A 26,352-nucleotide genomic window follows, 5' to 3' on the forward strand; every position below is an offset into this window, starting at 1 on the left:
GCGCCGAGCGGCGGCCATCAAACTGTCAATCTCGATTGACCCCTCGCACCGATGTCGGCCGTCTGATGTTGACCATCATGGGCGGGCATTGCCGAGTTCTAGCGCGGCCTGATCCGCAAGCGATGCGAGGAAGGCATCCGGAGAGCCAAGCGCAAGGGCACCAAGTTCGGGCGCCCGGAGGCACTAGATCCAAGCCAAAAGCGGATGATCGCCGATCGCCACGCCGCCGGCGAGACCATGGCCGAGCTGGCGCGGGAATACGAGGTCGGCGAGGCGACGATCTGGAGGGCGCTTAACCCTTTCGAGGCCGGCGCCGCTCTGTGAGGCGCAAGTAAAGCGCTGTTCTAGCAATCGCCAACGGTGGGCGGCAGCGGTGGCGCGGGCGAAGAGGGTCTACATACCGGAGGGCGGTGACGGAAGACGGTTGCATTTGGCCAATCGTCACATATTCTGGGCGCATGCGATTTGGTGCCTCCATGGGCGCATTAAGATATTTTTGCATTCTTCTGATTGCCACTTGGCTTGGTTGTGGAACGGCGTTGGCCGAGAAGCGCATTGCGTTGACGATGGGCAATTCGGCCTACCGGAATGTTCCTAGGCTCACGAATCCGGCAAACGACGCCGTCCTGGTCGGCGAAATGTTCAAGAATGCGGGCTTCGACTCCGTCGACGTCAGGCTCGACCTGAACGTCTCAGACATGCGCAAGACGCTTCGCGATTTCGGCGCCAAGGTCCGTGATGCCGACGTGGCGGTGATCTATTACGCTGGCCACGGCATCGAACTGGACGGTAACAACTACCTTATTCCGACTGATGCGACACTTGAGACCGACAGCGACGTCCTCGACGAGGCCATTGCGGTCGACCGCGCCCTGTTCGCGGTGGAGCCGGCCAAGCAGCTTCGGCTGATCATCCTAGACGCTTGCCGCGACAACCCGTTCGCCAAGACTATGAGGAGGACGATCGCATCACGCGCGATTGGGCGCGGACTCGCCAAGGTCGAGCCCAGCAGCCCCAACACCATGATAGCCTTCGCGGCGAAGGCCGGCTCGACGGCGTCAGATGGCGACTTCAAGAATAGTCCATTCGCAACGGCTGTCGTGGATTACCTGCCGAAGCCCGGGCTCGACCTGCGCAAGGCGTTTGGATTTGTTCGCGACGACGTCTTGAAGAAAACCGGCTACAAACAGGAGCCGTATGTGTACGGGTCGCTGGGCGGCGATGACGTACCGCTCGTTCCGGCAAAGCCGGTCGCGGCCGCTGCTCCGCAAGGTCCGCAGGCCAGCCCGCAGGACCTCGTGCGAAGGGATTACGAACTGGCGCTGCAACTGGGTACACGCGACGGCTGGAATGCCTTCCTCGCGCAATATCCCGACGGCTTTTATGCTAACCTCGCCAAGGGTCAGTTGAACAAAATTGCCGCCGAAGAGACGCGTGTGGCCGCAGCGGAGAAGGCTCGTCTGGCGGAAGAGGAGAAAGGTCGTCTCGCTGCGGAGGGAGCCAGGAAGACTGAACTGGCGAAAGCCGCTGCACAAGCCAAGGCCGCCGAAGACGCACGCATCGCGGCCGAAAAGGCCAAACAGATCGAGCAGGCCAAGGCGGAGGCCGCCGAGCAGCAACGCAAGAGTGCGGAAGCCGCCGCCGCAAAGGCGCTTGCTGACAAGCAGGCTGCGGAAAAAGCTGTTGCTGAACTGACCGCCAGGAAGGCTGCTGATAAGCAAGCCCCGACAAATGCCGATGAGAAGGTGGCTGCGCTCTCGCCGCCTTCGCAACCCGCCTCATCACCAGCAGAACTGGCGAAACCCGTGCAACTGGAATTGCGTCGCGTCGGCTGCCTTACCGCGGCCGCTGACGGCGACTGGAATTCTGCCTCGGAGCGCGCGTTGTCGCAGTTCAACAAACACGCTGGAACGAAGTTTGATGTGAAACTGGCGAACACTGACGCGCTGGATGCAATCAAAGCCAAGCCAGGACGCGTATGTCCGCTGGTTTGCGATCACGGGTTCAAGGCCAACGGAGACAGCTGTGTCAAAATAGTCTGCAAGGAAGGGTATCAACTCTCCGGGGACAACACGTGTGAGCGCAGTGCCCGAAGCGTCAAGCGAAACGATGCGCCAACAGCTCCCACGACGCCGTACAACGCCGGGTCGCGGACACGGGAACTTGGCACCACGGCCGCGTCGAAACGGGCGGACCGTGCGTTTCTTACAGGCACTTACGAGAAGTGCATGGGCCCCGTAACTGGCTGCTACCAGCGAGCGATCAAGACCATGACTCCAGACCAAGCGCGAAGCTGGTGCACTCGGGCTCCAACCTGTTGAAACGCCAAAACCCCCAAAACATCGAGCCACATCGCCGTTTTTTCCTATGCGCCAACCTCGCAAATTGATCGCGGCGGCAGGAAATTGGCGCGTTCGGGTCCGCCCGATCGTGACGGCATCATTTGCCTGATGTTAGTTGAATCTACCCCGCTTGAGATTGACGCGTTGCTGAACGCGGCCGGTGCCAGCCGAAACCCGGTACGCGACCGGCTGCTGATCCTCATGGCTTTCCGGCACGCGCTGCGGGTGAGTGAACTCGTCAGCCTGCATTGGGAGCAGATCCACCTTGATACGGCTACGATCTACATGACGTGGCACGAGGCCTAGCCAGGCACCAAAGTCTCGTCCGCGCTCGAATGCCTCACCGGTGCCGATGGCCGCCACGACGGCGATCGAGATCAGCGGACCGATGCCGGGAATGCTCATGAGGCGCTGGCAGTTGGCTTCCTTCTCGCCGACCTTGTCGATCTCGCCGGCGAGCGTCTCGATCCGCTCATCGAGATGTATCCAGTCTTCGTAGAGACCCACGATCAGATCGCGCATTCGCGGTGATATCTCGTCCCGTCGGTTCTCCAAGATCGCCAGGAACGAGTTCCGCAGAGCCGTCGCCCCAGTTCTGACTGCGATGCCTTGCTCGATCAGAAAGGCACGGATCTGATTGATGGTCGCCGTTCGCCGGGAGACCAGGCGGGAGCGAACCCGATGCAGAGCCTGGAGGTCGAGCTGGTCCGGTGTCTTCTCGCGCACGAGGCGCAGGTTCGGCCGCAGGGCGGCCTCTGCAATAGCTTCGGCGTCGTTGTAGTCGTTCTTCTGTCCCTTCACGAACGGCTTCACATAGATCGCAGGGATGATCCTTGGCTGATGTCCAAATTGGCGCAGAGCACGGCTGACAAAGTGCGCGCTGAGACAAGCCTCCATGCCGACGATGCTGGGAGGCAGTCGTTTGAAGACCTCAAGGAGTGCCAGTCTCTTGATCTTGCGACGGAAAGCGATCTTGCCGTCAGTGCCGAAACCGACGACATGGAAGACTTCCTTGCCGATGTCGATGCCGATCGAGGCCAAAGGTGTGGTGGTCATGGGCTGCTTCTCGGGATGCTGCAGGGTAGTCTTGCAGACTATGCCCGCGGGGGAAGCAGCCGGTCCATCCCCACCGGACATCCGACGAACAGTTCGAATGTCAATCTCGCTGAGTGGTGTTTTTGTCACAACTGGCGGAAGTTTGCGGCCGCACGTTGCAGGCTTCACAAATCGGACTCACTGTTCGTCTCTGATTTCATGGTGGCGCGACATCCAGAACAGGAGGGCGCATGACGAGAGATGGACGGGCACTCCTGCTTGCCGTTATTGTCCTCGTGCTTGCTCCCTTGCCAGCAAGAGCAGATTTGGGTGGCATCAGCTTCTGGCTCCCCGGCTCGATGGGCAGTCTGTCCGCTGTGCCCGGACAGGCGGGCTGGAGTTTCACGAGCGTCTATCTGCACCTCGAAGCCAACGCGGGCAGCGGCAAGGAGCTGCAAAACAACGCGTCCATCGTCACTGGCCTGCACGGTCGCGTCGACGCGTTGGGGTTCCTGCCGGCCTACACGTTCGAGACGCCTGTCCTGGGCGGCCAGGTGACGGTCGGCGCCGCCGGCGTGCCTGGCAATGTCGGGATCGGGATTGGCGCCACGCTAACCGGGCCGCGCGGCAATGCGATTTCCGGGAACGCCCATGACGAGCGCACGACATTCGCCGACGTGTACTATCTCGCCACGCTGAAATGGAACCAGGGCGTCAACAATTACATGTGGTACGTGTTCGGTAACGTCCCGAGCGGCACATAGGACTCTGCGCGTCTGGCAAATCTCAGTCCTGGTTTCACCGCGGTCGATAGCGGTTTCGGCTACACCTATCTCAATCCGAAGACGGGCAACGAGCTGTCGATGGTTGCCGGCTTCACCTACAACGGCGTCAACGATGCCCTGCAATACCGCAACGGCGTCGACTTCCATTTCGACTGGGCCGCTTCGCATTTCGTCAGCAAGAGCATCCATGTCGGCATCGCCGGCTATGTCTACCAGCAAGTCACCGGCGACAGCGGCATCGGTGCAAGGCTCGGCGAGTTCAAGGGGCACTCTGTCGGCATCGGTCCGCAGATCGGCATTTTCTTCCCGGCCTGGCAGGGCTACACTGGCTACCTGAATGTCCGTGGCTATTGGGACGTGGCGACCGAAAACCGGGTGACCACCCAATATGCGATGGTAACGCTGAGCTTCGCGCCGTCCGCGCCCGAACATCCCACACACATGCCGGTGAAGGCGCGGTATTAGAGACAATCCTCACGCGACAACCAATACCAAGGTTCACATCGCACAGTGTCCGCTTTCAACTTCACTGCGGCGTTGCCTCAAAACTCCTCTGCATCTTCTCCACGATCTGATCGATGCTGAAGCTGGAGGGCCGCTGGCTCGGCGGGTAGTCCCTGAACGTCGCGAGAAACTTGGCGATGATCGGTGGTCCGAACAGGATCGGCGCGGGATTGCTCATGACCCAGTCGTAGTACGAGTTGGAGGTAATATCGGCCCGTTCGTAGGGATCGGACCGGAGGTCGAAGATTTTCGGCATTCTTAGCTTTGTGAACGGCTCGGCCCAGATGCGCAACGTGCCCGGCGCGCGCTGTTCTTCGAACACCATCTTCCAGTTCTCGACCCGCAATGCGACGACGTCGCCGTCGTCGTTAAAATACACGAAGTCGCGGCGCGGGCTCTTGTCCTGCTCTCCGGTTAGATAAGGAAGCTGATTGTATCCGTCCAGGTGGACCTTGAAGGTCGTGCCGCCCGCCTGATGTCCCGTGAGAAGTTTTCCGGAACGGCGTGGTTGCGGCATCCGGCCAGGAGTTTTGATGCGGGCCGTTGTCGGTCGTATAGAGCACGATGGTATCATCGGCGATGCCGAGATCGTCCACCGCCTTGAGGATCGATCCGACGATCGCATCGTGCTCGATCATGCCGTCTGCGTATTCGGTCCGGGCCGTCAGGCCAGGCTCGTCTCGATGCTCTGCACGCACATGTGTTCGGAAGTGCATCCGTGTGGCGTTGTACCAGCAGAAGAAGGGCGTATTGGCCTTTGCCTGCCGCTGGATGAAGTCGATGGCCGCAGCCGAGGTCTCGTCGTCGATCGTTTCCATCCGCTTCTTGTTGAGGGGGCCCGTGTCCTCGATTGTTTGCTTGCCGACTCTGCCGAAGCGGGGTTGCTCGGTCGGATCGTCGCGATCGGTCGCCTTGCAGCGCAGGACTCCACGAGGCCCGATCTGAGCTCTCACCGCCGGGTCCTGCGGATAAGTGAAGGACTCCGGATCCTCCTCGGCATTCAGGTGATAGAGGTTGCCGAAGAACTCGTCGAAGCCGTGCAGCGTCGGTAGATATTCGTTGCGGTCGCCCAAGTGGTTCTTGCCGAACTGCCCGGTGGCGTAGCCGAGGGGCTTGAGCAATTGAGCGATGGTTACGTCGCGCGCCTGCAGCCCGGCGGTCGCGCCGGGAAGGCCAACCTTGGAAAGACCGGTCCGCAAGGTGCACTGACCGGTGATGAATGTAGAGCGGCCAGCCGTGCAGCTCTGCTCGGCGTAATAGTCGGTGAACATCATGCCTTCGCGCGCGATGCGGTCGATGTTCGGGGTGCGGTAACCCATCAGGCCGAAGGAATAGGCGGAGATGTTGGTCTGGCCGATATCGTCGCCGAAGATGACGAGGATATTGGGCTTTCGACCGGTCGCGGCCCCTGCGGCCGGGGCCGCGGCGGGCGCGGCCTTCTGCATCTGCGCCTGCGCGAGCGCATTTGAGGTCAGTGTCGCGGCAGCAACCAGTGTCGAGGTGCCCAGCAGCAGATTTCTGCGGTCGAGCGCGCGGTTATTTGATGGCGCTGATTGCTTCTTGGTTTCATTGCTCATTTCAGACGACCTCACATTTGCGAACGGAACCTCATGACGAGTCGAGAGAAGCGTTGACCGGCCGCCGCGACACGCAGCGGAAACCCACATGGTTCGTGGAGGTGTCGATCGGCTCGGCGTGACGCGCAGCCGGGCGATAGCGAGGGCAGTAGTTCGGCGCGCACAGATGCGAGCCGCCCTTGAGAACTTTCCTCGGAATACGGATGTCGGGTTGACATGGATCAAGGCTCGCGTTCTCCGGTCCGCCTCGCGGATTGGATGGAACACACCAGGGCTTCGCTGCGTCGGCCTGGTGTTTCGGAGACCACCAGTCGGAGGTCCACTCCCAGACGTTGCCGATCATGTCGTGGACGCCGTAGCCGTTCGGCGGAAACGCGGTCACCGGCGAGGTGCGCTCATATCCGTCCTCGCACAGGTTCTGGTTGGGGAAATTGCCCTGCCAGGTGTTGGCCATCTGCGCGGCGCCGGGATTGAGCGCGCTGCCCCACGAAAACTCCTCGCCATCCAGACCGCCGCGCGCGGCGAACTCCCATGGCCTCGATCGGCAAGTCCTTGCCGGCCCATTGCGCGTAGGCCAGCACATCCGCGTAGGAGACGTGCACAGCGGGATGATTGTCGAGCACATTGGATTCGTTCCGCTCGCTGCCACTTTTCTCCAAGGCTATATCAGGCTCCATGCAGGTTAAAACTTGCGAAAAAAGTTAAGAACGATGCTTGGATGCTCGCGTTGGGCGCATGTGTCCATAGAGGAGGCAAACCATGCAAGGACAATGCGTAGTAGCAGTATACAACTCCGGCAACGATGCAGAGCAAGCGTACCGTGCTGTGGTCGGTTCGGGGGTTCCAGCAGATCATGTGAGGTTGAGCAATCAACCATCACATTCATCAAGCCGCGATAGAGTAAGCACGAACTCGGATGGAGAAAGTTTCTGGGACTGGCTGTTTGGAAGCGATGTGCCGGAAGACGAGCGCCGTCTCTATGAAAGCCACATGCAAAGAGGTGGCGCCGCGTTGTCGGTGTTAGTAGATGCTCCGAGGATGGCCGATCTGGACCGTATTGAAGGTGTGCTGCAAGAGTACAATCCCGTCGAGATTCACGAAGAAAGTACAGATCGCACGGCAGCGGTCGGAAACGGAGTATCAGGAAGCGCGGCAAGGCAGGAAGGGTATGCCTCTCAAGGCGCGGAACGCGAAAAGGTCATCCCTCTTCCGGAAGAAGAACTGAAGGTTGGCAAACGGGCCACCGAGACCGTCAAGCATATAAAAACTTACGTAGTCGAGGAGCCCGTGCAAAAGGACGTGCGACTGCGCGACGAGAGAACCGTGGTCGAGCGACGACCGGCGACGGGAGCTGCGACAGGACAACCCACGGAGCGCGAGTATGAGGTGCGAGATCTGCACGAGGAGCCGGTAGTCCAGAAGGAAGTTCGAGCGGGTGAAGAACTGGTGGTGCGCAAAGAAGCGACAGAACATAGTGAGAGGGTTGCCGATACGGTGAAGAAAACCAGGGCAGACATCGACAAGACTGATCGCTGAGTTCCCGGCGATGGAAGGCCAGCATCCGAGTGAGAGCGGGTTTAGTTCCGCTCTCGCTTACTGCATGGCGGCGTACAATCAGCGTCAAGCGAAAGCGCCAGGCTGAAGGCTGCTTCACGTCGACAAAAATCAGAGGGCGTTTGCGCGGTGTGTTCCTGTTCTTCTCAAATCGACTGGGCTGTTTGGGCTCGCTCGCCATCTCCGCTCTCGATGTTCGGAGTGTGAGTTGCTGCCGGTGATGGACACCGAGATTAGGTGTTTCATGAAGCCGGAGGTGGGCGATGAAGAGACGGAAGTTCAGTCGGGAGTTCAAGGTAGAGGCCGTCAAGCTGGTGAGGGAACGCGGGGTATCTGTGGCGCAAGCTGGTGACGTGCACGAGAACGCCCTGCGCAAATGGGTGAAGGAGTTTGGCTCTGATCCCGTTCAGGCCTTTCCCGGCCACGGGCAGATGAAGCCGGAGCAGCAGGAGATCGAGCGGCTGCGCCGTGAGGTCGCCAAGTTGAAGGCCGAGCGGGATATTCTAAAAAAGGCCGCAGCCTTCTTCGCGAAGGAAGCGACATGTCGTCTTCATCGCGAAGCACCGGGCGATCTGGCCGGTGGCATGGCTAGGCGATGCGCTGGGGGTGTCGCGGTCGGGCTTCCATGCCTGGCTGACCCGCTCGCCCAGTGCCAGATCCCGCAGCGACGAAGAGCTCGGTGGCAAGGTGAAGGCCAGCTTCATGGCGAGCGACCGCACCTATGGTGCGCGCCGGGTCTGGCGTGATCTGCTCGCCGATGGGGCGGACTGTGGCCTGCATCAAATCGAACGGCTGATGCGCTTACAAGGCTTGCGGGCGCGACCGAGGCGCCGGCGCTTTGCCGAAGGACAGCGGCGATCGGCAACTCGAGACCGTGCCGGCGAACCTGCTTGACCGGCAGTTCATTGCCGAGCGGCCGAACCAGAAGTGGATCGCCGACTTTACGTATCTCTGGACGGCCGAGGGTTGGCTCTACGTCGCAGCAGTGATCGACCTGTTTTCACGCCGGGTGGTGGGTTGGTCGATGAGCGCCGCCATGACAGCTCAGTTGGTGACCGATGCCCTGCTGATGGCCGTCTGGCGACGCGGCAAGCCGGACGCATTGTTGCACCACTCCGACCAAGGCAGTCAGTACACCAGCGAGCAGTTCCAGCGTTTGATGGCCGACCACGGCATTATCTGCAGCATGAGCCGTTCCGGCAATGTCTGGGACAACGCGGCGATGGAGAGCTTCTTCTCGTCGCTCAAGACCGAACGGACGGAAGGCAAAACCTACAGGACCAGAGACGAGGCACGAGCCGATGTGTTCGACTAAATCGAACGATTTTACAACACGACCCGCAGGCACTCGACCATCGGCTATCTCAGCCCGGTTGAGTTCGAGCGCAAGGTGGGATTAGCTTAACCCGGTGTCCATCAAACCGGCAGCAGCTCAGCTTGCATGTCGTCGCACACGGTCGAGGCTCGGCTCTGCCGATGGCTGCTGCGGGCAAGGATTATTTAGCCGGTAGCGACACTCTCGACTTTACCCAAGAATTCCTGGCCGAGATGCTTGGTGTGCAACGGACGAGTGTCACGTTGTCCGCTCAAACGCTCCACGAGGCCGGTTTGATCGAATATAAGCGAGGCAAAGCGAGGCAAAATACACCTTGTGAATGTAGATCTTCTGCACGAGGCTGTTTGCGAATGCTACCGAGCGGTGAAAGATCAGTATGAAGCGATTGCCGCATTAAAGGCTGCCTAGGTCAACCGCCGCTCGCCGTTTGAATTGATTTCGTGCAGGAACCTTGCCCCTGCTTGCGGTGTTGGAGAGCAAGTGCAACTACTTAGGAGGAACTCGTATGAGAACTCTGCTATTGACCGGTGTACTGGCGGTCGCTGGCTTCGCTCTCGCCACGCCGATCTCCATTGCACCCGCGTCAGCTCAAGTTGAGGTTGACACTCCACTCGGCGGCGTGAGAGTGGGCCCGGAGCGGCGGTACTACCGAGAGTACGATCGACCCGCTTATCGCGCTTACGGGTATGATCGCGGATATCGCGGTGGTTGCCGCACCGTCACGATCGAGCGCGACGACGGTTCGGTCCGCAGAATCCGCCGCTGCGATTAGCAGTGCCGGACTAGAAATTGATGCCGGGCGCGTCACAAGAGAGCGCCCGACCTGGCAGAGTGGGGGTGTTTTTGACCAGAGCCCTTTGCGCTTTATCGAAGAGGTCTAGCGCCATAATGTGCATCGCCCGGGCTTTCTCCGGGTCCGATTCTGCTAATGCCAACCGTGATGCGATCTCAGCTTGCTTCAAATAGTATTCGGCGGTGGGCACTTCGTTTCCCCATAGGTTCCACCTCCCTAAGTGGAAGCTAGCGGGTTAAGTGCAAAAGTGCACATTTGTTCCCGGGCTGCGGGAAAACTTAGCCGGTCGGACGAATTTGAGGGCCTCAACTGGGGCTGACGAAGTTGAGTCCCTTCGGTCTTACGTTGTCGAGGCGTGATACCTGGATCAACAACTTAGAACGTCGCGGCGAGTTCCACCTATCTGCATCAAGGCGGCCCGGCCTTGCAGCGCAGAGACGGAGCCAGCTCTTATTTGGAGCCCATGGCCGGACGGCTCCGCCGGCACGGCGGCGAGCCGCGGGAAGGTAAGCCACGTTCGGCAAAACGGAAACGTGTCACTGGCGACCTCGGCCGCTTGGCCACAGGATGATGACGCCAATGACGATCGGAGCCAGCCCAAAAGCCAATGCCACCCAGAACATGGGCTCTTGGAGGATGTAGAGGATTCCGAGCATGCGTAGGCATAGCGCCACCTAAACGCGCGGTCAGTGTTGGGTTGCTCCGTGATAATACGGGCGCGGGGTGACGCCGATCATTGCTGGTCGAACCAGACGGTCTAGACTGATGCCGATCTGCCAAATCGATACAAAAGAGAAATGGCGAAGTCTTCAAAACTTGTCGTCGCAAAGAAGGGCCGCGTCCTCCTGGTCAGACGACGACGCGACAAGCTCTGGATGTTTCCGGGCGGTCGCAAGCGTGCAGGTGAGAGTGAAAGGAAGTGCCTCCGCCGAGAGATCAGGGAAGAACTGCCGAAGCTCAAGCTGGGCCCGGTGAAGCTCTGGAAGGAAGTGAAGGCAAAGAACCGGCGGTCGGTCGCAAGATGAGTGACGCAATCTTCTTAGCTAAGGACGCGGGGGGCGCCCTGAAGATTGGCGACAAGAAGGAGATTGATAAGGCGGTCTGGTGCAAGCCACGAGGAATCAGGCTGACGCCGACTTCGCGATACATCCGAGACAAGTTGTTTCCGAAGTGAAGCGTGCTTGACCGGCCGGTAAGCCGCCTTAATCGTCTCGGCGCGGCGGCTTTCGGGGCGTCCGATCTGCTCGCGGAAAAACCCCGCCTCCCAAGAAGAGGCGGGGTTTAAGTTAGAGGGAGGTACTCGCTGGCCAGCGCGTACCCCCATGCCAACGCTACCATAGGAAGGGGGCGCATCATAGGCAGTTTGACCGCCAAAAATCGGCGGGCGCTTCGCGCTCGGGCCGACGATCCTAATCGCCGGTGGGAGTAATGCGAAACTCAACAACCTCGGGCAAGCCGCGCAAATGTTTGGCAAGTCGTTCGGCATTGAGCCTGTCGCGGCTCTTAATGGTCATCCGGTACTCGAACTGCTGCCCGCCCTCGCTTAGTCGCGATGACAGGTTGGCAATCGTAAAGCCGTGATCGCCAATCATCTTATGGACTTCGCTTTCGCCCATCACTTTATCCCGAGCAAAGCGTAACATGTGATGGGCATAGAACTCGCTCGGCAATCGAGCCTCGATGACCCTGAACAGCGCGAGTACCATGAGGGTTGCGACGGCGCCAACAAACGCCGCAAACCAGAACCCGATTCCAACCAGAATACCAATAGCTGCCGTCACCCAAATGGATGCAGCCGTTGTTAATCCGCGGACAGTAAGTCCCTCCTTGAAAATGACGCCAGCTCCCAAAAATCCAATGCCGGTCATGATGCCCTGCGCCATACGGGTCGGGTCAGTGCGGATGGCGTCATGTTCAAGTAATGTCATCCACTGGTGCTGATAAACCGTAACGATCATGAGAATGGCTGACGCGATACAGACGAGGGAATGCGTTCTAAAACCTGCCGGGCGTCCATGAAATGTGCGCTCGAACCCGATCATAGCGCCAATGGCGAGAGCACCAGCAACTCTGACGATAATCACCAGCTCGTCGTGCCCCATGGTGCCTCCTATGCGTCCGGGGAAATCAAAAGGGCCAGGCGTAAATCAGAGCCACAGGGAGGTGTGGTTAACCTCGCCTCGAAAAAGCTAACACAGTGACCGAAAACGCCAAGCATAAACCTGACAGCCGAAGCGATATGCGAGCTACAGCGAACGTCGTATCGCATCACACACGCAGCGCTAACACTCTGGGCACAAGGCCTGCTTCGGGTCAAACTGCGAAGAACCTAAGTTGAGCAAATCTGGTCCGCTCTGCCGTGATGAGCGGACCTTCGTCAGACGCGCCACGACTTCGCAGACGGGCTAGAACAGGACGTGCTGACCTTGAGCGGCACAACTGGCGTTTGCTATCCCTATAGTTAGTCCGCTCGCAAAGGATTGACCAATGACCCATGTATTATTTCGAAGATGCCGAAATGGGTACCACCAGAAACGCAGGTCCTTATTTGGTCTCGAAGGAAGAGATTATACAGTTTGCCAAGCAATACGATCCGATACCGCGCCACATCGATGAGGAGGCGGCAGCATGTTCAATTATTGGTGGATTAACCGCATGGAGCGCCCACACGTTTGCAGTCTTCATCTCGCTCACGCCCAAGCTCCAGCCTCGGCCGCTCCATGTCCTCGCCGGAATGGGCTGGGATGAGCTGAGGTTGCCGAACCCGGTACGCCCAGGAGAGATGAACTTAATCTCGAAGCGACTATTTTGGAGAAGCTGGAGTCAAAATCGAAATCTGATCGCGGCATCGTGCGCAATCAAATCCGATTATGCAACCAAAGAAACGAGGTCGCCCTGCAATGCATCGGCATCATCCTCGTTGCAAGGCGACCAGACGCGAAAGCATCCGCGTAAGCTGTTGTAGAACGTGCCGCCGGTTGGTTTCTGTCTCTTGTGGGTCAAAACACGAAGAACTCACGTCGAGCAAATCTGGTCAGCTCTGACTCGACGAGCGGACTACCGGCCGCCGAGGCGCAACTTCCCGACGGGCCAAAAGCTGTCATTCGATCACCTCGGAGCAGTTGGAGACAACCCCGCTTTCCGAAGACCCTCAATTATCAGCTTCGCGTTTGTTTGCCCCGCCCGACCGATCCTCACGGATATACCGTAGGTGGGATCGACCTCAAGCAGACGAGCCACCGCCTCCCGCGCGTCAGCGTCACGTCCGAGATGGGCCAAAGCGGACGCGAGGCACACGTATGCGGACGAATAGGACGGGTTCTGGCGTTGCGCTTTCTTCCCGGCCACGATGGCCTCGTCAAAGCGACGAAGCTCAATAAAGGCCATCCCCATCCCAGTAAGCGACACGTGTAGCCGCGGGTCTATTGGGCTCATCCGAATGCCACGTTCAAAGCTCCGGACCGCTTCCTCCGGCAACCCAGCAAGAAAATAGACCCAGCCTCTAGCGTGCCATGCCTCAAATGAATTTTGGTTGAGCGCGACCGCCCGGTCTGCCATTTCGATCGCACTTTCGTAATCGCCTGCAACGAACGCCAAGGTTACGCAAGCCAATGCTAGCGTTTCTGGATCTCCATTGTCGACACTCAATGCCAAGCGAACGAGCCGAACCGCTTCCTTGCGCTCGAATTGACGATTGGTCGAATAGCCTAAGACGACGTTGTTCATGTGACAGGCACCCGCCAGAGCAGCAACAAAGCCGAACCGAGGGTCTAGCTCTAACGCGCGATGAGCCAGCCTTATCGCCTCGGCGAACCCTTCGCGGGTCGCCAGGTAAAACTGCGGCAGAGCACGGAGGTAATAATCATAGGCGGTAAGGTTCTCCGGTCGCCGCCGTGCCGCCATCTCGATTTCTGTTTGCAGCAATTTCGGCTGAATGGCCGAGATGACGGCGATTGTCACCTCGTCCTGCAGAGCAAAAACGTCGGTCAGGTCGCGCTCGAACCTGTCCGCCCAGATGTGTGCGCCTGTCACCGCGTCGATCAACTGTCCCGTGATGCGGACTTTGCCCGACGCCTTGCGCACGGACCCCTCAAGGACATAGCGCACGCCAAGCTCTTGCCCGACCTGCTTCACGTTCACCGTCTTGGCCTTGTAGGTGAAGCTGGAATTGCGGGCGATCACGAACAACCATTTAAACCGGGAAAGCGCCGTAGTGATCTCCTCAACCATTCCGTCCGAAAAATACTCCTGCTCGGGATCGGCGGTCATGTTCTCAAACGGAAGTACGGCGATGGCGATGGGAGGCTTCTCCGGGAGTGGAGGGCCCGCAACTTCTCGCGTCTCCTGCACCTGTCCGACAAAACGGAAGCCCTTGCGCGGAAGCGTCTTGATAAGCCGCTGCTCCTCGCCGGTATCGCCGATGGCGGTTCGAGCAGCATTCAGGCGGGTTGTCAGCGCCGCGTCAGATACACTGCGCCCATTCCAAATGGCCTTGATGAGGTCGTCCTTGCTGACAACTCGCTCTCTGTTGCGGATAAGGTAATCGAGCAGGTCAAAAACCTGCGGTGTGATCGAGACCGCATCAGTGCCCCGCTGCAGCTCGCGCCGGTCGGTGTCGAATGCGTATTCCTCGAAAAGATAGCGCAACCTGCCATTCCTTCTCGGGGCCGCCTCTGTATTAGCGCATGAAGAATAAGCCGCCGGTAAGAGAAATGTAAGCCACCAGTTAAGCGCGCCGGCACCTCTTGCGGCAACTTCCGCCTAGTGAGCACTCCAGACAGGACACCCTCAATGAGCACGATCCACGGGACCACCGAGCTGGGACCGGCAACGGCAAGGCGCCAGGTCTACAGTCCTCTCGAAGCATACTGGAATGCATTTCAGGAGTGGCGCAAACGCCAGAGATTACTGGCCTGCTTGTGCGACTTAAGTGATAGGGAGCTTATGGATATCGGTATTACGCGCGGCGAAATCGACTACGTCGCCTCGCACCGAGATTGCGATCCGCGAGGCATTCTATCCGGTCGAACGATGCAAGGTCGGATTATTCACAACCAGAAGGCGTTACATAACCGCTTAGGTTGAGCGAAGAGGCGAGCAAGAACATTTCCGGGATGTGAACCAATTCACATCTGACGAGGCCGCCCGGCGGCAGTATGAAAGCGGTACATTATCAGAACCAGGCCGCGGCGAATGATTGCCAACCCTCCTGCTACGGAGTGCTCAATGAGTGGCGAACGGTGGCCGTACTTTGCCGGCGTTGCATCGATCATCTTAGCGATGTCCTTTGCGTACTTGCTTGAACGCAAGTGCCAAACCGAGCTTGCATTTCAGCGCTCCTTTCCATCCGCTCTGTCCGAGCTAATTGTAGGAAGCGAGCCGATTAGGTGTTGGTTCGATAATTGATTTCTGTGGAGGTCACTGCTCTGGCTTAGAAGCGGCAGTCCGGCCGCTCAGTTCGTCAGGTCCGGCTCTTCCCTGAGAATGGTCTTTTCGGCGGCTCAAAGGCAATTCGGCTACGGGTAGGAACGGCTTTATACATCGCGGGTCAAAGCCCCCGCAGCCCCGCCCGTCTCAGCGTTGACACGCTACCGGCCACGCGCCTGTGACCACCAAAAACGACCGCGGCGGATAATATTAAACGTGGATCAATACCGCTTGTGCTGTCCGACTTCGACTGTCACGTATCCGCAAATTCCCGCATAACCGAATGTTTGCATAGGGGTGATCCGATGAATTCCAATGCAGATCTTTCGACAATTCTAGACCGCATGCTTGATACAGCGGCCGACAATTTCAGGATCGCAAAGATCCTCGTTCAAGTGGGACTTGATCCCAACAACATCACCTACGACGCACTGTTTAATCGCCTGTTTGAAATTGTGTTGGCCAATATCACGCTCGCCAACATGTTCGCCTTAGTTGGCGCCTTCTTCTTTGTCGCTACCTTGCTGATGCAGAGAATGGTGCCGCTGCGGGTCGCGAATATGGTCGGCTGTACATTCTTCGCAATTTCTTGTGCGCTTTCCGGGAGCGTCGCCACCTTTCTGCTTTATCTGCTGCTGTTGCCAGTCAACGCCTTTCGCCTCCGTCAACTGCTCAAGCTCGTTAAGAAGGCACGTAGCGCGACGCAGGGTGATAGGTCGATGGAATGGTTAAAACCATTCATGACCGAGCGTAGATATCGCCGAGGCGACATACTCTTCAGGAAGGGTGATGCCGCTGCGGAAATGTTCCTCATCGTCACCGGGAAGTTTCTCGTCATAGAAATCGGTGTCGAGCTTCCGCCAGGGCGCTTCATGGGAGAACTTGGCTTCCTCACACCCAATAACCGGCGAACCGCGACGGTCGAGTGCAGAGAAGACGGCCAAGTCCTGACGATAACTTATGAAAGGCTGCTTGAAATCTATTTTCAGAGTGATCAGCAATTCGGCTACTATATCCTCCTCCTCACCGGCCAGCGTCTCCTCGAAAACAACCAGCGCCTCCAGGAAAGCCTCTCGAAGCTGGAAGCAGCTCTCGCACAAGAGAAAGCGGCGCGATTGATGGCAGCTGCGCGAGGCACAGCTTGAATGGCATTGACTGCCATGGGTGGCACTACTGTCGCCGCACAGTGCGGCTCTCGCGACGCAACGATGTCCGCCTAGGGAAGCCGCCGATCAACGTTAAGCTGCGAGACTTCTGCCCTCGAATGGCGCGACGAACATGCCGTCTGGCCGGCCACGCAGAGCTCGTACGCCATGCATGGGGCGGAAGGTAAGCGTTCACCTGATCGGGAATCGAGGGCCGTAGCCTAGCGACCACGAAGCCGAAAATCCTGGTCCATGAAACCGTTTCAGGGAGGAAGGAAAAGAGCCTGAAACGGAGGCCGTTTACGCTCCTCAATCGAGGCAATCGAGCCCCCCTTGCAACGAAGGAGCGATCATGCGTGCACGTTCCATTATGACCCTCGTCGCAATTCTCCTGATCGGTGTCGCTGCAAAGGTCGCTTTCTTCGGGGCTCAGCCGGCCGAGGCAGTCCCCTCAAGAACTAGCCTCGATATCCAACAGATGCACCGAAGCATCACGAATCTGCCGGTGCAGAAGTTCCAAGACATGACCATTGTTTTTGCCGGCGATTGAGCACGCTCTAAAAGGCCGCTCCGAGGGCGCCCCCTAGTGCCATGCGGCTGGGGCGATAAGGAGGGAATGTAGGCCGTTGCTTGTGTTAGGAACGAGTGACCCTGCGTCCAGTTCAATGACGAGTCTTGCGCGCCCTCCTTCCGCGAGACCTGTGCCGAGACTAGCTCCAGCCCGCTCTCCCTCGGGCTGGAGCGTTCGCTTTGCGTCGGCGATTCACAAATTTGAATGCGATGGGACAACTCTTTGGGATAAGGCTGCGTTTGCCGATCAGACAGCGGCAGACGCCTCGGTCCCAGCTCGTTTCAACCGCCGGCTGGGGCCGATGGTCTACGCCGGCGCAAGCCGTTCCATCAGTACCAGCCCATCTTGAAACAGAGACCACACCAACCAGCTAGCGTGATTTAGGGCGGCTATGTTGCTGCATCACTTCGTCGCAGAGTCAGCTTTTTAAGCCGACCAACGATCTTGCTCTTCCTGATAGGCCTGCTCGTTAAGCCGCTCAGCGATCTCCGCCGCAAGATCTTCCGTCTCGGCAGAGGCGAGCGGCTCGCCTTTTTGGTTCTTGAGCTTTTCCCTGTGCACTTCGATTGGAAAACGTCCGGTGTCAGTGGGGGATCTTTGTTCATGGCGACCTCAGGATTTGTTTGGTGCTGTAAGTCATCCGATCATTGAGGGTTGCTCGCGAGCGTCGCTCGAACTCTGGAACGTCTGGCGCTGCGGGCAGCTCTGGATTTGGCGCTGCCCTTAGGAACGATCGTTGCGAAGTTCAGTTTCTGAAAACTTCAGCAACGAGATGACAACATGAAAATCGCAAAGATTGCCTTAGCTGCCGCGTTGGTGTTCGGATCGATTGCCGCAGCGTCGGCGCAAGGCGGAGGAGCTGGGGGCGGGGCAGGTGGTGCGGGCGGCGCGGGTGCTGGCGCAGGTGCCGGCGCAGGCGGTAGCGGAGACGGCGGAGCTGGCGGAGCCAGTGGAAGCAGTGCCGGGGGCGGCGGCGGCGGAGATTCCCCGGCAGCTACGACCGGCCAGGGTACGTCAAGCAGTCCGAGATCGGCAAATCCCGGCGCAACGGTGAACGACCCAAAAGCAAAAGGGCGGCAATAGTGAATCGGAATGAGTGCCTCTTCTGAGCGATCGCTCTTTCCGGTCCAGCGTCGTAAGGTTTGCTGCCGCTCCGGGGCTCAACATCCAGCCCTTCGCCCGGAGGGCGGCCCCGCCAACCCGCCAGTTGGCGGGTCGCCGCTATTGGGAGCGTCCGCAGTCGAGGCGGGCTTACTTGCCGCAGCCGAAAAATACCCAAGCAACTGCGTAACGCCTCAGTTCGCGCGTGACGGAAAGCTCGCGATCTTGCGTGTGAGCTGCCAAAGCTCGACAGCGAGGCCTCCGCAAATTGCAGCGCACGCTGTTTAGCGGCTTCCTCGTTGGCGCAAATCAGCCTTATCGTTTGCACGATGCGCCCGTCCGCCCAAATAAGTAGGCCGTAAACTCTTCCATGGAAGCTTCCCGGCTTGGGCGCTGCGGCTTGACTTGGGTTCGCCTTCCTGACCTTAACGTGGCGCCCCCGCAACAGTAATGGTGTTCCTTTCTGGAACACCATTTCTCGACTCAACCCGCGCAGCGAATTCTGGAATCAATCCGATCAACCGGGCTGAACGTGCCCATTCAATAAACAGTCAATTTTCCCGGACAGGCCTCAGGGCCGGAGCTGGCACACTTTTTCCCGTTCGGTAAACTTGGCGAGTAGGTCCTGCGGCCATTTCCCCTTTCGCTTCGCCGGTCGATCTGCTTCTGAAGCTGCGCCGCAAGATGAATTAGGCCATTCCTTGAGGGAACGCACTTGAGGCGGTCTAAATTTTGATCTGCGATGCCGCGATACTATTTCGACTTGAGAGACAGCGACGAGGTAGTGCCAGACGAGGAGGGCTTGGAACTTCCGGGCCTGCTCGCTGTGCACGCTGAGGCCGCTAAGTCGTTAGCCGATATCGTCCGAGAAGCAGTGCACAGCGATCCTCTCGTGAGAGGGCGGCGCGACTTGGCTATAGACGTTCGAAACGATGCCGGGCCGGTGATGCAGGTCAGATTCATCTTTGAGCTTGTGACCGTGTTGAGGCAGTAAGGAGCTTTCCTATTTCAGCCACGACCGGCCATCCGGAATGGCAGCGCTAGCTGCACGCCGATCGAGCGGCCAAGTTGGCTCTCGACGAAATCCTCCAAGCCGTCCGAGATCTCGTGACCTTCAGCAGCAATCCTGCGCTCGAGCTCGCGCGCCGCGATGTCCTCGGACGCGTCGCGCGACCAGCCCTACGACTGGATTGAACGCAACGACGCGAAGCACGCTTGCACTGTCCCTCACGCGATTCTCGTTCAAAGCTCTATCTCCAGATTTTAACCTATGTGTCTGCCACCTTCTGCATAGGAACTTAGAATTGCTCCCATCAGCAGAAGGAACACGCGATGGGAAAGAACCGGAGGCGATTTAAGCACACAGATTCACTCACGAGGCAGAGATGACCCTCGTTTGTTAGGAAGCAGGGCTTCTTCGGTCAGTTCAACTATCCATCTTGGCGCAGTGGAAATGCCATGTCGTGTAAAGCAATCGTCGCGGTTTACGTCCGCTTGAGGAACCAGCAGGCCTTAGAAGATATGAGAGATCTTCGGCGCGAGTTGCTCCAATCCATGTCCAGCCCGGCAGCCAAGTACGTTCAGCATGATCTCCGATTGATCGAAGATGGCTTGGAACAACTGCGCCAGCTGCATATCAGCGCGTCTGGTTGCGGGCCCATCCGTCGGGCTTGCCGCGCCAGCTGAACAGCAGGACGGCGCTGTTGTGCTGGCGCAGAACGTGCGCCCGGCGCCATTACCGAACGACTTGCTCATGGCGCGGCGCTTCATGGCCGCGCCTCCAGCTTCGCGAGCTCCGACAGCCCCATTCCCGGATAAGCATCCAGAAAGGAGACTTCCTATTGTAGGCGAGTTTTGTTGGCGGCCTGGCCTCATCTCTCACTCTCGCACTTCCCGATCTGCTCGCGCAAGGTCGCGAGATGTTCGAGCATGTCTCTCATCGCGCCCCATCGGTCAACGAGTTCAACTGAGGCAACTTTGGAACGATCAGCATATTGCCGCGTCCGTATGGTATAGGGGCGCCCGGCTTGGGCCTTGCTTGGGCATCTGGTCTTGGGAATAGATGCGAGCAGACACTCAGCAAATGTCAGCCGGTTCCGATGCATCCGTAAATGACTCGGAGAAAGATCATGCATCGCTCGCCATCGATGGTGCCGCAAGATGCGGACCATGACATGTACCTCGTACTTCTGGACGCCTACGGGATATGGGTGGGACGCGCCTGGCGCGAGACGGATGATGATGAGGGTACGTATCGCGAGATGCTGATCCGCGACCTCTTGCACGAAGTTTACAGCCGCCCAGTGCGCATCGTTGCCTTCAACACCGCCGAGGGATGGTCGCGCAATATCACAGCCGAGATCGCTGCTGAGCTGAAGCAGCGCAGAGACGAAGGGGAGAACATTCCTACCTCTATACAACACTTGCTACTAATGGCCGGTGGCTAACCATATTCGCTTTTCTCCGGTTTCGCCTTCCCGCTCTCAGACTTCGTGCAATTTCTGGGCGCCGCTGTTGGAAGTAAGCGGACATCCCGGATCCCCGCGGGTCACTTCAAATTCCTCCGGGTATGGTCAGTCAAATTCCTCCACCCGCGAGGCAGGACATGGTGATTGTTAGTTTGCCTTTGTTTCCCGGGCAAGAGTTTCAGCGGCCTCTTTGAGCCGATAGCTGCGTCCGTCGAACTCAAGCAGATGGCAATGATGCATCAGGCGATCGAGGATCGTCGTGCTCATGGTGTTGTCCCCCAGGTATGTCCCCCAGTCCTGCACGACGCGATTGGAGGTAACGATGACGCTGCGGCGCAGTTTGTAGCGCTGATGGATCAGGGTCTGCAGCAATGCGCCGGCGTCGTCAGGGATGGCGCGTGCGAGGAACAGATCGTCCAGCACGAGGAGATCGCAGTCGATGATGGTTCGCAGCCGGACCTCGCGTTGTGCCGGGGAGTTCATGGCGTAGCGGTGGAAGAAGTCGTCGGTCTCAAGATACTGGACCTTGTGGCTTTGCAGGATCGCCTGATAGGCAATCGCCTTGGCGATGTAGGACTTCCCGGTGCCAGGTTTGCCGACAAGCAGCGCGTTTTCGCCGGCGGCAATGAACGCCAGGGTGTGGAGCTGGAAGCAAGTCTGGCGCGGCAATCTGGGATTGAAGGTCCAGTCGAACTCGGCGAGCGTCAGTTTTTCGTCGAGCCCGGATTGCTGGTATCGTCGCTCGATAAGGCGGGACTGACGACGGTCCAGTTCGTCCTGCAGGATCAGGGAGAAGGTCTCGAGGAATGGCTGGTTGGCGCCCTGCGCCTGCAGCACGCGCGTCTGCAGCGTGTCGCGAACGCCCGACAGGCGCAGCTGTCGCAGGCAACGCTCAATTTCCGGCATGGTCATCATGTGGTTTGGTCTCCAGTGTGAGGTGAGAAGCCGCGGGAGCGCTCGTGGCGCCGGAGCTGGCCGGGGTTGCGCAGGCGCCACGAGCGCGGGTTGCAGGGGTGCGGTCGCCGTGAGCCTCGGCCTGCCGGCCATTGTCGCCGGCATCGTGCCGCACGGCACGGCTGAAGAGATCGCCGTATTCGGCTGGAGCGCGGATCAGCGGATGATCCTGGGTGAGCGACGATGCCGGCTGTGGCGTCGCTCCAACCTGCGCGATCGCCTGTTCGAACAACCGCTCGACGGTCGCACGCACGTGCTTGTAGCGGTAGATGCGGTTCTCGACGGCGTGCGCGCAGGCTTGCTCGACCAGCCGTGCCGGATACTTCCGGCCCAGCCCGACAATGCCCCACATCGCGCGCTGTCCGGGGCGCCCCTCGGTGTCGAACACTTGCTGGCACAGCGCCCTGGTCTGCGGCCCGATGCGCTCGGCGCTCGCCAGCAGCACGGCGGTTTGCCGCGACGGATTGAACGGCCGTTCGCTGGTCGGCAGGACGACAGAACCGGAGTGCGTCATCCGGGGATGAACACGCAGCAGCGCATGGGTGTGGCGATCACGGATCTCGATCGTGGAGGCGTAGATCCGCACCACGACCTGACTGCCGATGGGCGCAGGCCGCGCGGCGTAATAGCTGCTATCAACACGCACGGTGGTATCGTCGCAGACGGTCCGAACGACCTCGGTGAAGATGCGGAAGGCAGCCACTGGCAACGGCCGCAGGTGTGGCTTCTCCTCCTGGAACATCGCCTCGACCTGACGACGCGTGCTACCGTGGATGCGCTTGGAGGCCCAATTCTCCTCCCAGTTCCTCAAGAACTCGTTCTGGGCTTCCAGTGTCTCGAAGCGCCGTCCGGCCAGCGCGGTGCCCTGGGTATGTTGAATCGCACTCTCGACGCATCCTTTCCGATTGGGATCGGCCACACGCGCGGGATCGGCGACCACGGCGTAATGAGCCAGCATCGCGCTGTAAATCGGGTTGAGCTCGGGCTCGTACAAATCCGGCTTGAGGACGCCTTCCTTCAGATTGTCGAGCACGACATAGCTGGGGACCCCGCCAAAATACCGGAACGCCTCTTCGTGGAGCTGCGCCCAGACGTGTTGGCTGGACTTCCAGACCACCCGCCGGAAGCTGCGCCGCGAGTAGCGCAGCGTCATCACGAACAGGCGGGGACGGCGGTACCGGCCGCTCCTGGGATCAATCGTCAGAGCGCCCTCGCCATAGTCGACCTGGGCCTCCTCGCCGGGCAGGAACTCAAGTCGATCAAACTGCTCGGGATCGCTGTGTCGCAACGTGCGCACAAACCGCTTGACGCTCTGGTAGCTGGACGGAAAGCCAAAATGATCGACAAGGTCCTGGTAAATCGCCTGCGCATTCCGCTTCAGGCGGACCTGTTCTTCGATCCACGTCCGATGCGGTTCGCAAGCCGAACGGGCCAGGCTGCTGGTGACCGTCGCTCCTGATGCCCCAGAAGCCGGTGGTCGGGGTGGAGGAATTTGGCCGTCCACGCTCACCGGGCCGGTGGTCGCTTCCCCGGGGGAATTTGCCTCCGCACCGGCCCGCAGCGCCCGGTAACGCCGGATCGTCTTGCGATCGATCCCCGTCAGCCTGTGGATCTCGCGCTGGCTGGCGTTGCGATCGAGTAGCGTAAATACCGTGCTTTGCAGGTGTGGCTTCAAGACGTTCAACTCCCTGGCCCCTTGCTGGCTAAAGGGACCGAAAATAAACGTCCTGCCTGACCGGCTACCGCTGTTCAGCGGCGCTGACGGTGAACATCAGGTGGGGGAGTTTCAAGTGACCATACCCGGGGGATTTTGACCGACCCACGGGGCGGATTTAAGTGCACGCCCTGGAAGGCTCGTCCGAGTTGGCCAATTCAGGAGGACTAACACCAAAGGCACCGCTGCACGGCGGAAGCGGTGGCCGACTGCGTCGCGCCGTGGGGTGCTGAGAAAATTTGGAACATCCCCTCGAATGCAGGTTTGAGGCTTTGGGTGCTTTCTGTCTGATTTAGGGACTTCCGCGATGGCGCTGCAGACTAGCCTGCGCGTTCCAGCCGATCGTGATCACCGATTCCAGGCCATCGTGATCACCCATTCCAGAGCATCGTGATCACCGTTTCCAGCCGATCGTGATCGCTATTTCCAGCGATCATGATCGGGGACAACCAGGAGGCGCCCACCGCTGACAGTCTGCAACCGGGGTAGCTCGGTCTTTTGCCCAACCGCAGAGGATCGAGATGCCGACAGAGAGACTGTCCATGCGCCACATTCGCGAAGTTCTACGCCTGCACTACAGCGTCGGCATGTCGCAACGCGCCGTTGCCCGCAGCCTCGGTCTGGCCCAGGGCACGGTCAGTAAGTACGTCAACCGAGCCCGCCGCGCCGGTCTGACCTGGCCGTTGCCAACGGAGCTCGATGACGACGTCCAGCTCGAGAACCGCCTGTTTCCGCCGCCTTCCGATCGGCCCAGCGACGAGCGTCCGCATCCGGACTGGGCGCTCGTGCATCGCGAGCTGCGGCGCCCGAACGTCACGCTGATGCTGTTGTGGGAGGAGTATTGCGACGCAAACTCCGACAGCTTCAGCTATGCGTGGTTCTGCGAACGCTATAAGGAATGGGCCGGCCGCCTCAAGCCGACCCTGCGCCAGGTCCATGTCGCCGGCGAGAAGCTGTTCGTCGACTATTCCGGCCACACCATGGAGGTAGTTGACGGGCTCACCGGTGAGGTGCGCAGCGCGCAGATCTTCGTCGCCGTGCTCGGCGCCTCGAACTACACCTACGCCGAGGCCAGCCTCACCCAGAGCCTGCCGGACTGGATCGCCTCGCACGTGCGGGCCTTTGCCTTTTTCGGCGGTGTGGCCCGGCAGACGGTGAGCGACAATTTGAAGGCCGGCATCACCCGGGCCTGCTTTCACGAGCCGATGGTCAACCGGACCTATGCCGATCTCGCCCGCCATTACCGCACCGCCATCGTCCCGGCGCGGCCGTATCGGCCGCGCGACAAAGCCAAGGTCGAGGTCGGGGTCCAAATCGTCGGGCGATGGATTCTGGCGCGTCTGCGCAACCGCCGCTTCTTCTCGCTCGCCGCCCTCAACGAGGCGATCCACAGCCTCCTTGTCGAGCTGAACGATCGACCTCTCCGGAGCTGGGGGCGAAGTCGGCGCGATCTGTTCGAAGAGTTCGATCATCAGGCGCTCACCCCCTTGCCGGATGAACCGTACGAGTATGCCGAGTGGAAGCGCTGCCGGGTCAACCTCGATTATCACGTCGAGATCGCCAAGCATTACTACAGCGTCCCTCACAACCTCTTGCATCAGGAGGTCGAGGCTCGCATCACCCAAAAGACCGTCGAGATCTTCCTCCGTGGCAAGCGCGTGGCCTCGCATCTGCGCAGCACCTTGCCGCATCGCCCGACCACGATTGCCGAGCATATGCCGAGTTCGCATCGCCGCTATCGTGACTGGACCCATGAGCGTATTCGTTCCGAAGCCGCCAAGGTCGGCCCCGACGCCGACACCCTGATCGACGTCATCCTGCGGTCGCGGCCGCATCCGGAACAGGGCTTCCGCTCCGCGATCGGCATTCTCGGGCTGGTCAAGCGCTACGGCCAGGAACGCGTCGACGCCGCCTGCGCCCGGGCCCTGCTGCTCAACGCCCGCTCGTACAAAACGGTCGCCGCCATCCTCAAGAACGGCACCGACAGAACCGCGCCTCCCGCCGAGGAGGCGCCCATCCTCTTCCACGCCAACATCCGTGGCCGCAGCTACTACAATTGATCAGGAGAGATCAGCATGCTTATTCACCCCACCGTCGATCGCTTGCGCGCCCTCGGCCTCGCCGCCATGGCCGATACCCTCACTGAACTGCAGAACAACCCCGAGGCGGCCGAGATGCCGCACGCCGATTGGCTCGGCCTCCTCGTCGATCGCGAGGTCACCGCCCGCGACAACCGCCGCCTCACGCGCCGCTTGACCAGTGCCAAGCTCCGGCAAGCCGCCGCCATTGAGAACGTCGACTATCGCACCGCTCGCGGCCTTGACCGTTCGCTCTTCCAAACCCTCGCCACCTGCCAATGGATCCGTGAGGCCAACCACCTGGTCATCGTCGGCCCAACCGGCACCGGCAAGTCCTGGCTTGCCTGTGCGCTCGGCAACAAGGCCTGCCGCGACGGCTTCTCCGTCCTCTACAAGCGAACATCCCGCCTGTTCGCCGATCTCGCCCAGGCGCGCGGCGAAGGCCGTCTGGCGCGCCTGATCGCCGCGCTCGAGCGCGTCAATCTCCTCATCCTTGACGACTGGGGACCCGAACCGCTCACCGCCGACCAGCGCCGCGATCTGCTCGAGATTGTCGATGATCGCTACGACAAGGGATCCTTGTTGATCACAAGTCAGGTCCCCGTGTCGCAATGGCACGACGTCATTGCCGATCCCACCCTTGGCGATGCGATATTGGACCGCATCATTCACAATGCGCACCGCCTCGAGCTCAAAGGCGACAGTCTACGGCGTCAGGCTGGCGAAAAGAAAAAACCGTGAGCACCTCGCGCACGATCGCCCCGCCGGCCCACAGGCCCCTCCCGCGCGCGTCGCTCCGTCGCTCATGGGGGCACTCCGCGCCGCGCACGGGGCCCTCCCATGGACCGCCGGAACGATCTCCGAACCAACCCGCCAGCCTTGACCAGGAGACCATTTCCAGCACACATAAACCCGTCAGTCGTGTTCGCCTCCGCATCTGATCACGATCGCTGGAATCCGTGATCACC

The 26,352-nt window shown here is 59.8% G+C and carries 19 protein-coding genes and 5 pseudogenes; 16 read left to right on the top strand and 8 right to left on the bottom strand.

What is annotated here, in order from left to right; translation table 11 throughout:
- Nucleotides 1–476 precede the first annotated feature (476 nt).
- Nucleotides 477–2,321, top strand: a complete 1,845-nt coding sequence (locus ACRQ5Q_RS17645; protein ID WP_439399209.1) for a caspase family protein — start codon at nt 477–479, stop codon at nt 2,319–2,321.
- 129 nt (nt 2,322–2,450) lie between these two features.
- Complete coding sequence (locus ACRQ5Q_RS17650) at nt 2,451–2,648, top strand: tyrosine-type recombinase/integrase (RefSeq protein WP_439399823.1); 198 nt, start codon at nt 2,451–2,453, stop codon at nt 2,646–2,648.
- Here ACRQ5Q_RS17650 and ACRQ5Q_RS17655 read toward each other — a convergent pair.
- A pseudogene (locus ACRQ5Q_RS17655) lies at nt 2,631–3,398 on the bottom strand (IS110 family transposase); the annotation flags it as partial. The gene ACRQ5Q_RS17650 and the pseudogene ACRQ5Q_RS17655 sit on opposite strands and share 18 nt — an antisense overlap.
- 230 nt (nt 3,399–3,628) lie before the next feature.
- Between ACRQ5Q_RS17655 and ACRQ5Q_RS17660 the strand changes: the two are divergent.
- Nucleotides 3,629–4,141 carry a hypothetical protein gene (locus tag ACRQ5Q_RS17660; RefSeq protein WP_439399211.1) on the top strand — a complete coding sequence of 171 codons (513 nt, stop codon included), beginning with the start codon at nt 3,629–3,631 and terminating at the stop codon, nt 4,139–4,141.
- Nucleotides 4,142–4,153: 12 nt separating this feature from the next.
- Complete coding sequence (locus ACRQ5Q_RS17665; RefSeq protein WP_439399824.1) at nt 4,154–4,627, top strand: SphA family protein; 474 nt, start codon at nt 4,154–4,156, stop codon at nt 4,625–4,627.
- 61 nt (nt 4,628–4,688) lie between these two features.
- Here ACRQ5Q_RS17665 and ACRQ5Q_RS17670 read toward each other — a convergent pair.
- Nucleotides 4,689–6,243 (bottom strand): annotated as a pseudogene (locus ACRQ5Q_RS17670) (arylsulfatase).
- Between the two features lie 31 nt (nt 6,244–6,274).
- Nucleotides 6,275–6,863: pseudogene (locus tag ACRQ5Q_RS17675) on the bottom strand (formylglycine-generating enzyme family protein); the annotation flags it as partial.
- Between the two features lie 139 nt (nt 6,864–7,002).
- Between ACRQ5Q_RS17675 and ACRQ5Q_RS17680 the strand changes: the two are divergent.
- From ACRQ5Q_RS17680 to ACRQ5Q_RS17695, 4 genes and pseudogenes are all read left to right on the top strand, one after another.
- Nucleotides 7,003–7,779, top strand: coding sequence for a YsnF/AvaK domain-containing protein (locus ACRQ5Q_RS17680; protein WP_439399212.1), 777 nt, complete (start codon nt 7,003–7,005; stop codon nt 7,777–7,779).
- A 281-nt stretch (nt 7,780–8,060) separates the two neighbouring features.
- A pseudogene (locus ACRQ5Q_RS17685) lies at nt 8,061–9,202 on the top strand (IS3 family transposase).
- Between the two features lie 143 nt (nt 9,203–9,345).
- Nucleotides 9,346–9,513 (top strand): hypothetical protein, encoded by a 168-nt coding sequence (locus ACRQ5Q_RS17690; RefSeq protein WP_439399825.1) that lies wholly within the window; start codon nt 9,346–9,348, stop codon nt 9,511–9,513.
- A gap of 1,210 nt (nt 9,514–10,723) precedes the next feature.
- Nucleotides 10,724–11,100: pseudogene (locus tag ACRQ5Q_RS17695) on the top strand (NUDIX hydrolase).
- A gap of 235 nt (nt 11,101–11,335) precedes the next feature.
- Here the strand turns inward: ACRQ5Q_RS17695 and ACRQ5Q_RS17700 are convergent.
- Nucleotides 11,336–12,028, bottom strand: a complete 693-nt coding sequence (locus tag ACRQ5Q_RS17700; RefSeq protein ID WP_439369650.1) for an MgtC/SapB family protein — start codon at nt 12,026–12,028, stop codon at nt 11,336–11,338.
- Nucleotides 12,029–12,420: 392 nt separating this feature from the next.
- Between ACRQ5Q_RS17700 and ACRQ5Q_RS17705 the strand changes: the two genes are divergently transcribed.
- Nucleotides 12,421–12,891, top strand: coding sequence for a MaoC/PaaZ C-terminal domain-containing protein (locus tag ACRQ5Q_RS17705; protein WP_439399214.1), 471 nt, complete (start codon nt 12,421–12,423; stop codon nt 12,889–12,891).
- Nucleotides 12,892–13,034: 143 nt separating this feature from the next.
- Here ACRQ5Q_RS17705 and ACRQ5Q_RS17710 read toward each other — a convergent pair whose 3' ends face one another.
- Nucleotides 13,035–14,573 carry a winged helix-turn-helix domain-containing protein gene (locus ACRQ5Q_RS17710; protein WP_439399216.1) on the bottom strand — a complete coding sequence of 513 codons (1,539 nt, stop codon included), beginning with the start codon at nt 14,571–14,573 and terminating at the stop codon, nt 13,035–13,037.
- 144 nt (nt 14,574–14,717) lie between these two features.
- Here ACRQ5Q_RS17710 and ACRQ5Q_RS17715 point away from each other — a divergent pair, with 144 nt between their 5' ends.
- The 4 genes from ACRQ5Q_RS17715 (at nt 14,718) to ACRQ5Q_RS17730 (ending at nt 19,164) form a co-directional block, all read left to right on the top strand.
- Nucleotides 14,718–15,011 carry a DUF1127 domain-containing protein gene (locus ACRQ5Q_RS17715; RefSeq protein ID WP_439399217.1) on the top strand — a complete coding sequence of 98 codons (294 nt, stop codon included), beginning with the start codon at nt 14,718–14,720 and terminating at the stop codon, nt 15,009–15,011.
- A gap of 647 nt (nt 15,012–15,658) precedes the next feature.
- Nucleotides 15,659–16,498 (top strand): Crp/Fnr family transcriptional regulator, encoded by an 840-nt coding sequence (locus ACRQ5Q_RS17720; RefSeq protein ID WP_439399219.1) that lies wholly within the window; start codon nt 15,659–15,661, stop codon nt 16,496–16,498.
- A 352-nt stretch (nt 16,499–16,850) separates the two neighbouring features.
- Complete coding sequence (locus tag ACRQ5Q_RS17725) at nt 16,851–17,048, top strand: hypothetical protein (RefSeq protein WP_439399221.1); 198 nt, start codon at nt 16,851–16,853, stop codon at nt 17,046–17,048.
- Between the two features lie 1,864 nt (nt 17,049–18,912).
- Nucleotides 18,913–19,164 (top strand): DUF6894 family protein, encoded by a 252-nt coding sequence (locus ACRQ5Q_RS17730; protein WP_439399223.1) that lies wholly within the window; start codon nt 18,913–18,915, stop codon nt 19,162–19,164.
- A gap of 518 nt (nt 19,165–19,682) precedes the next feature.
- On the opposite strand, the gene ACRQ5Q_RS17735 is transcribed toward ACRQ5Q_RS17730, so the two are convergent.
- Entirely contained in the window at nt 19,683–19,940 is a 258-nt protein-coding gene (locus tag ACRQ5Q_RS17735) for a hypothetical protein (RefSeq protein ID WP_439399225.1), read from the bottom strand.
- 359 nt (nt 19,941–20,299) lie between these two features.
- On the opposite strand from ACRQ5Q_RS17735, the gene ACRQ5Q_RS17740 reads away from it, so the two are divergent.
- Nucleotides 20,300–20,617 (top strand): hypothetical protein, encoded by a 318-nt coding sequence (locus ACRQ5Q_RS17740; protein WP_439399227.1) that lies wholly within the window; start codon nt 20,300–20,302, stop codon nt 20,615–20,617.
- 168 nt (nt 20,618–20,785) lie between these two features.
- Here the strand turns inward: ACRQ5Q_RS17740 and istB (ACRQ5Q_RS17745) are convergent, their stop codons facing one another.
- Nucleotides 20,786–21,553, bottom strand: a complete 768-nt coding sequence (gene istB, locus ACRQ5Q_RS17745) for an IS21-like element IS1631 family helper ATPase IstB (protein ID WP_271608671.1) — start codon at nt 21,551–21,553, stop codon at nt 20,786–20,788.
- Nucleotides 21,531–23,312, bottom strand: a complete 1,782-nt coding sequence (gene istA, locus ACRQ5Q_RS17750) for an IS21 family transposase (protein ID WP_439399826.1) — start codon at nt 23,310–23,312, stop codon at nt 21,531–21,533. The genes istB (ACRQ5Q_RS17745) and istA (ACRQ5Q_RS17750) overlap by 23 nt, the downstream gene beginning before the upstream one ends.
- A 515-nt stretch (nt 23,313–23,827) precedes the next feature.
- On the opposite strand from istA (ACRQ5Q_RS17750), the gene istA (ACRQ5Q_RS17755) reads away from it, so the two are divergent.
- Both istA (ACRQ5Q_RS17755) and istB (ACRQ5Q_RS17760) read left to right on the top strand, forming a co-directional pair.
- Nucleotides 23,828–25,366: an IS21 family transposase gene (gene istA / locus ACRQ5Q_RS17755; RefSeq protein ID WP_439392910.1), complete on the top strand. Its 1,539-nt coding sequence runs from the start codon at nt 23,828–23,830 to the stop codon at nt 25,364–25,366.
- 15 nt (nt 25,367–25,381) lie between these two features.
- On the top strand, nt 25,382–26,125 hold the full coding sequence (gene istB / locus ACRQ5Q_RS17760) for an IS21-like element helper ATPase IstB (protein ID WP_439392912.1): 744 nt from the start codon (nt 25,382–25,384) through the stop codon (nt 26,123–26,125).
- Nucleotides 26,126–26,352 lie beyond the last annotated feature (227 nt).

Source organism: Bradyrhizobium sp. PMVTL-01 (assembly GCF_051861855.1).
Classification (GTDB): Bacteria; Pseudomonadota; Alphaproteobacteria; order Rhizobiales; family Xanthobacteraceae; genus Bradyrhizobium.

Coding starts and splice junctions, on each gene's coding strand:
- ACRQ5Q_RS17645 (WP_439399209.1), top strand. CDS start 477: ATGGGCGCATTAAGATATTTTTGCATTCTTCTGATTGCCACTTGGCTT.
- ACRQ5Q_RS17650 (WP_439399823.1), top strand. CDS start 2,451: ATGTTAGTTGAATCTACCCCGCTTGAGATTGACGCGTTGCTGAACGCG.
- ACRQ5Q_RS17660 (WP_439399211.1), top strand. CDS start 3,629: ATGACGAGAGATGGACGGGCACTCCTGCTTGCCGTTATTGTCCTCGTG.
- ACRQ5Q_RS17680 (WP_439399212.1), top strand. CDS start 7,003: ATGCAAGGACAATGCGTAGTAGCAGTATACAACTCCGGCAACGATGCA.
- ACRQ5Q_RS17690 (WP_439399825.1), top strand. CDS start 9,346: ATGCTTGGTGTGCAACGGACGAGTGTCACGTTGTCCGCTCAAACGCTC.
- ACRQ5Q_RS17700 (WP_439369650.1), bottom strand. CDS start 12,028: ATGGGGCACGACGAGCTGGTGATTATCGTCAGAGTTGCTGGTGCTCTC.
- ACRQ5Q_RS17705 (WP_439399214.1), top strand. CDS start 12,421: ATGTATTATTTCGAAGATGCCGAAATGGGTACCACCAGAAACGCAGGT.
- ACRQ5Q_RS17715 (WP_439399217.1), top strand. CDS start 14,718: ATGAGCACGATCCACGGGACCACCGAGCTGGGACCGGCAACGGCAAGG.
- ACRQ5Q_RS17720 (WP_439399219.1), top strand. CDS start 15,659: ATGAATTCCAATGCAGATCTTTCGACAATTCTAGACCGCATGCTTGAT.
- ACRQ5Q_RS17725 (WP_439399221.1), top strand. CDS start 16,851: ATGCGTGCACGTTCCATTATGACCCTCGTCGCAATTCTCCTGATCGGT.
- ACRQ5Q_RS17730 (WP_439399223.1), top strand. CDS start 18,913: ATGCCGCGATACTATTTCGACTTGAGAGACAGCGACGAGGTAGTGCCA.
- ACRQ5Q_RS17735 (WP_439399225.1), bottom strand. CDS start 19,940: ATGAAGCGCCGCGCCATGAGCAAGTCGTTCGGTAATGGCGCCGGGCGC.
- ACRQ5Q_RS17740 (WP_439399227.1), top strand. CDS start 20,300: ATGCATCGCTCGCCATCGATGGTGCCGCAAGATGCGGACCATGACATG.
- istB (WP_271608671.1), bottom strand. CDS start 21,553: ATGATGACCATGCCGGAAATTGAGCGTTGCCTGCGACAGCTGCGCCTG.
- istA (WP_439392910.1), top strand. CDS start 23,828: ATGCCGACAGAGAGACTGTCCATGCGCCACATTCGCGAAGTTCTACGC.
- istB (WP_439392912.1), top strand. CDS start 25,382: ATGCTTATTCACCCCACCGTCGATCGCTTGCGCGCCCTCGGCCTCGCC.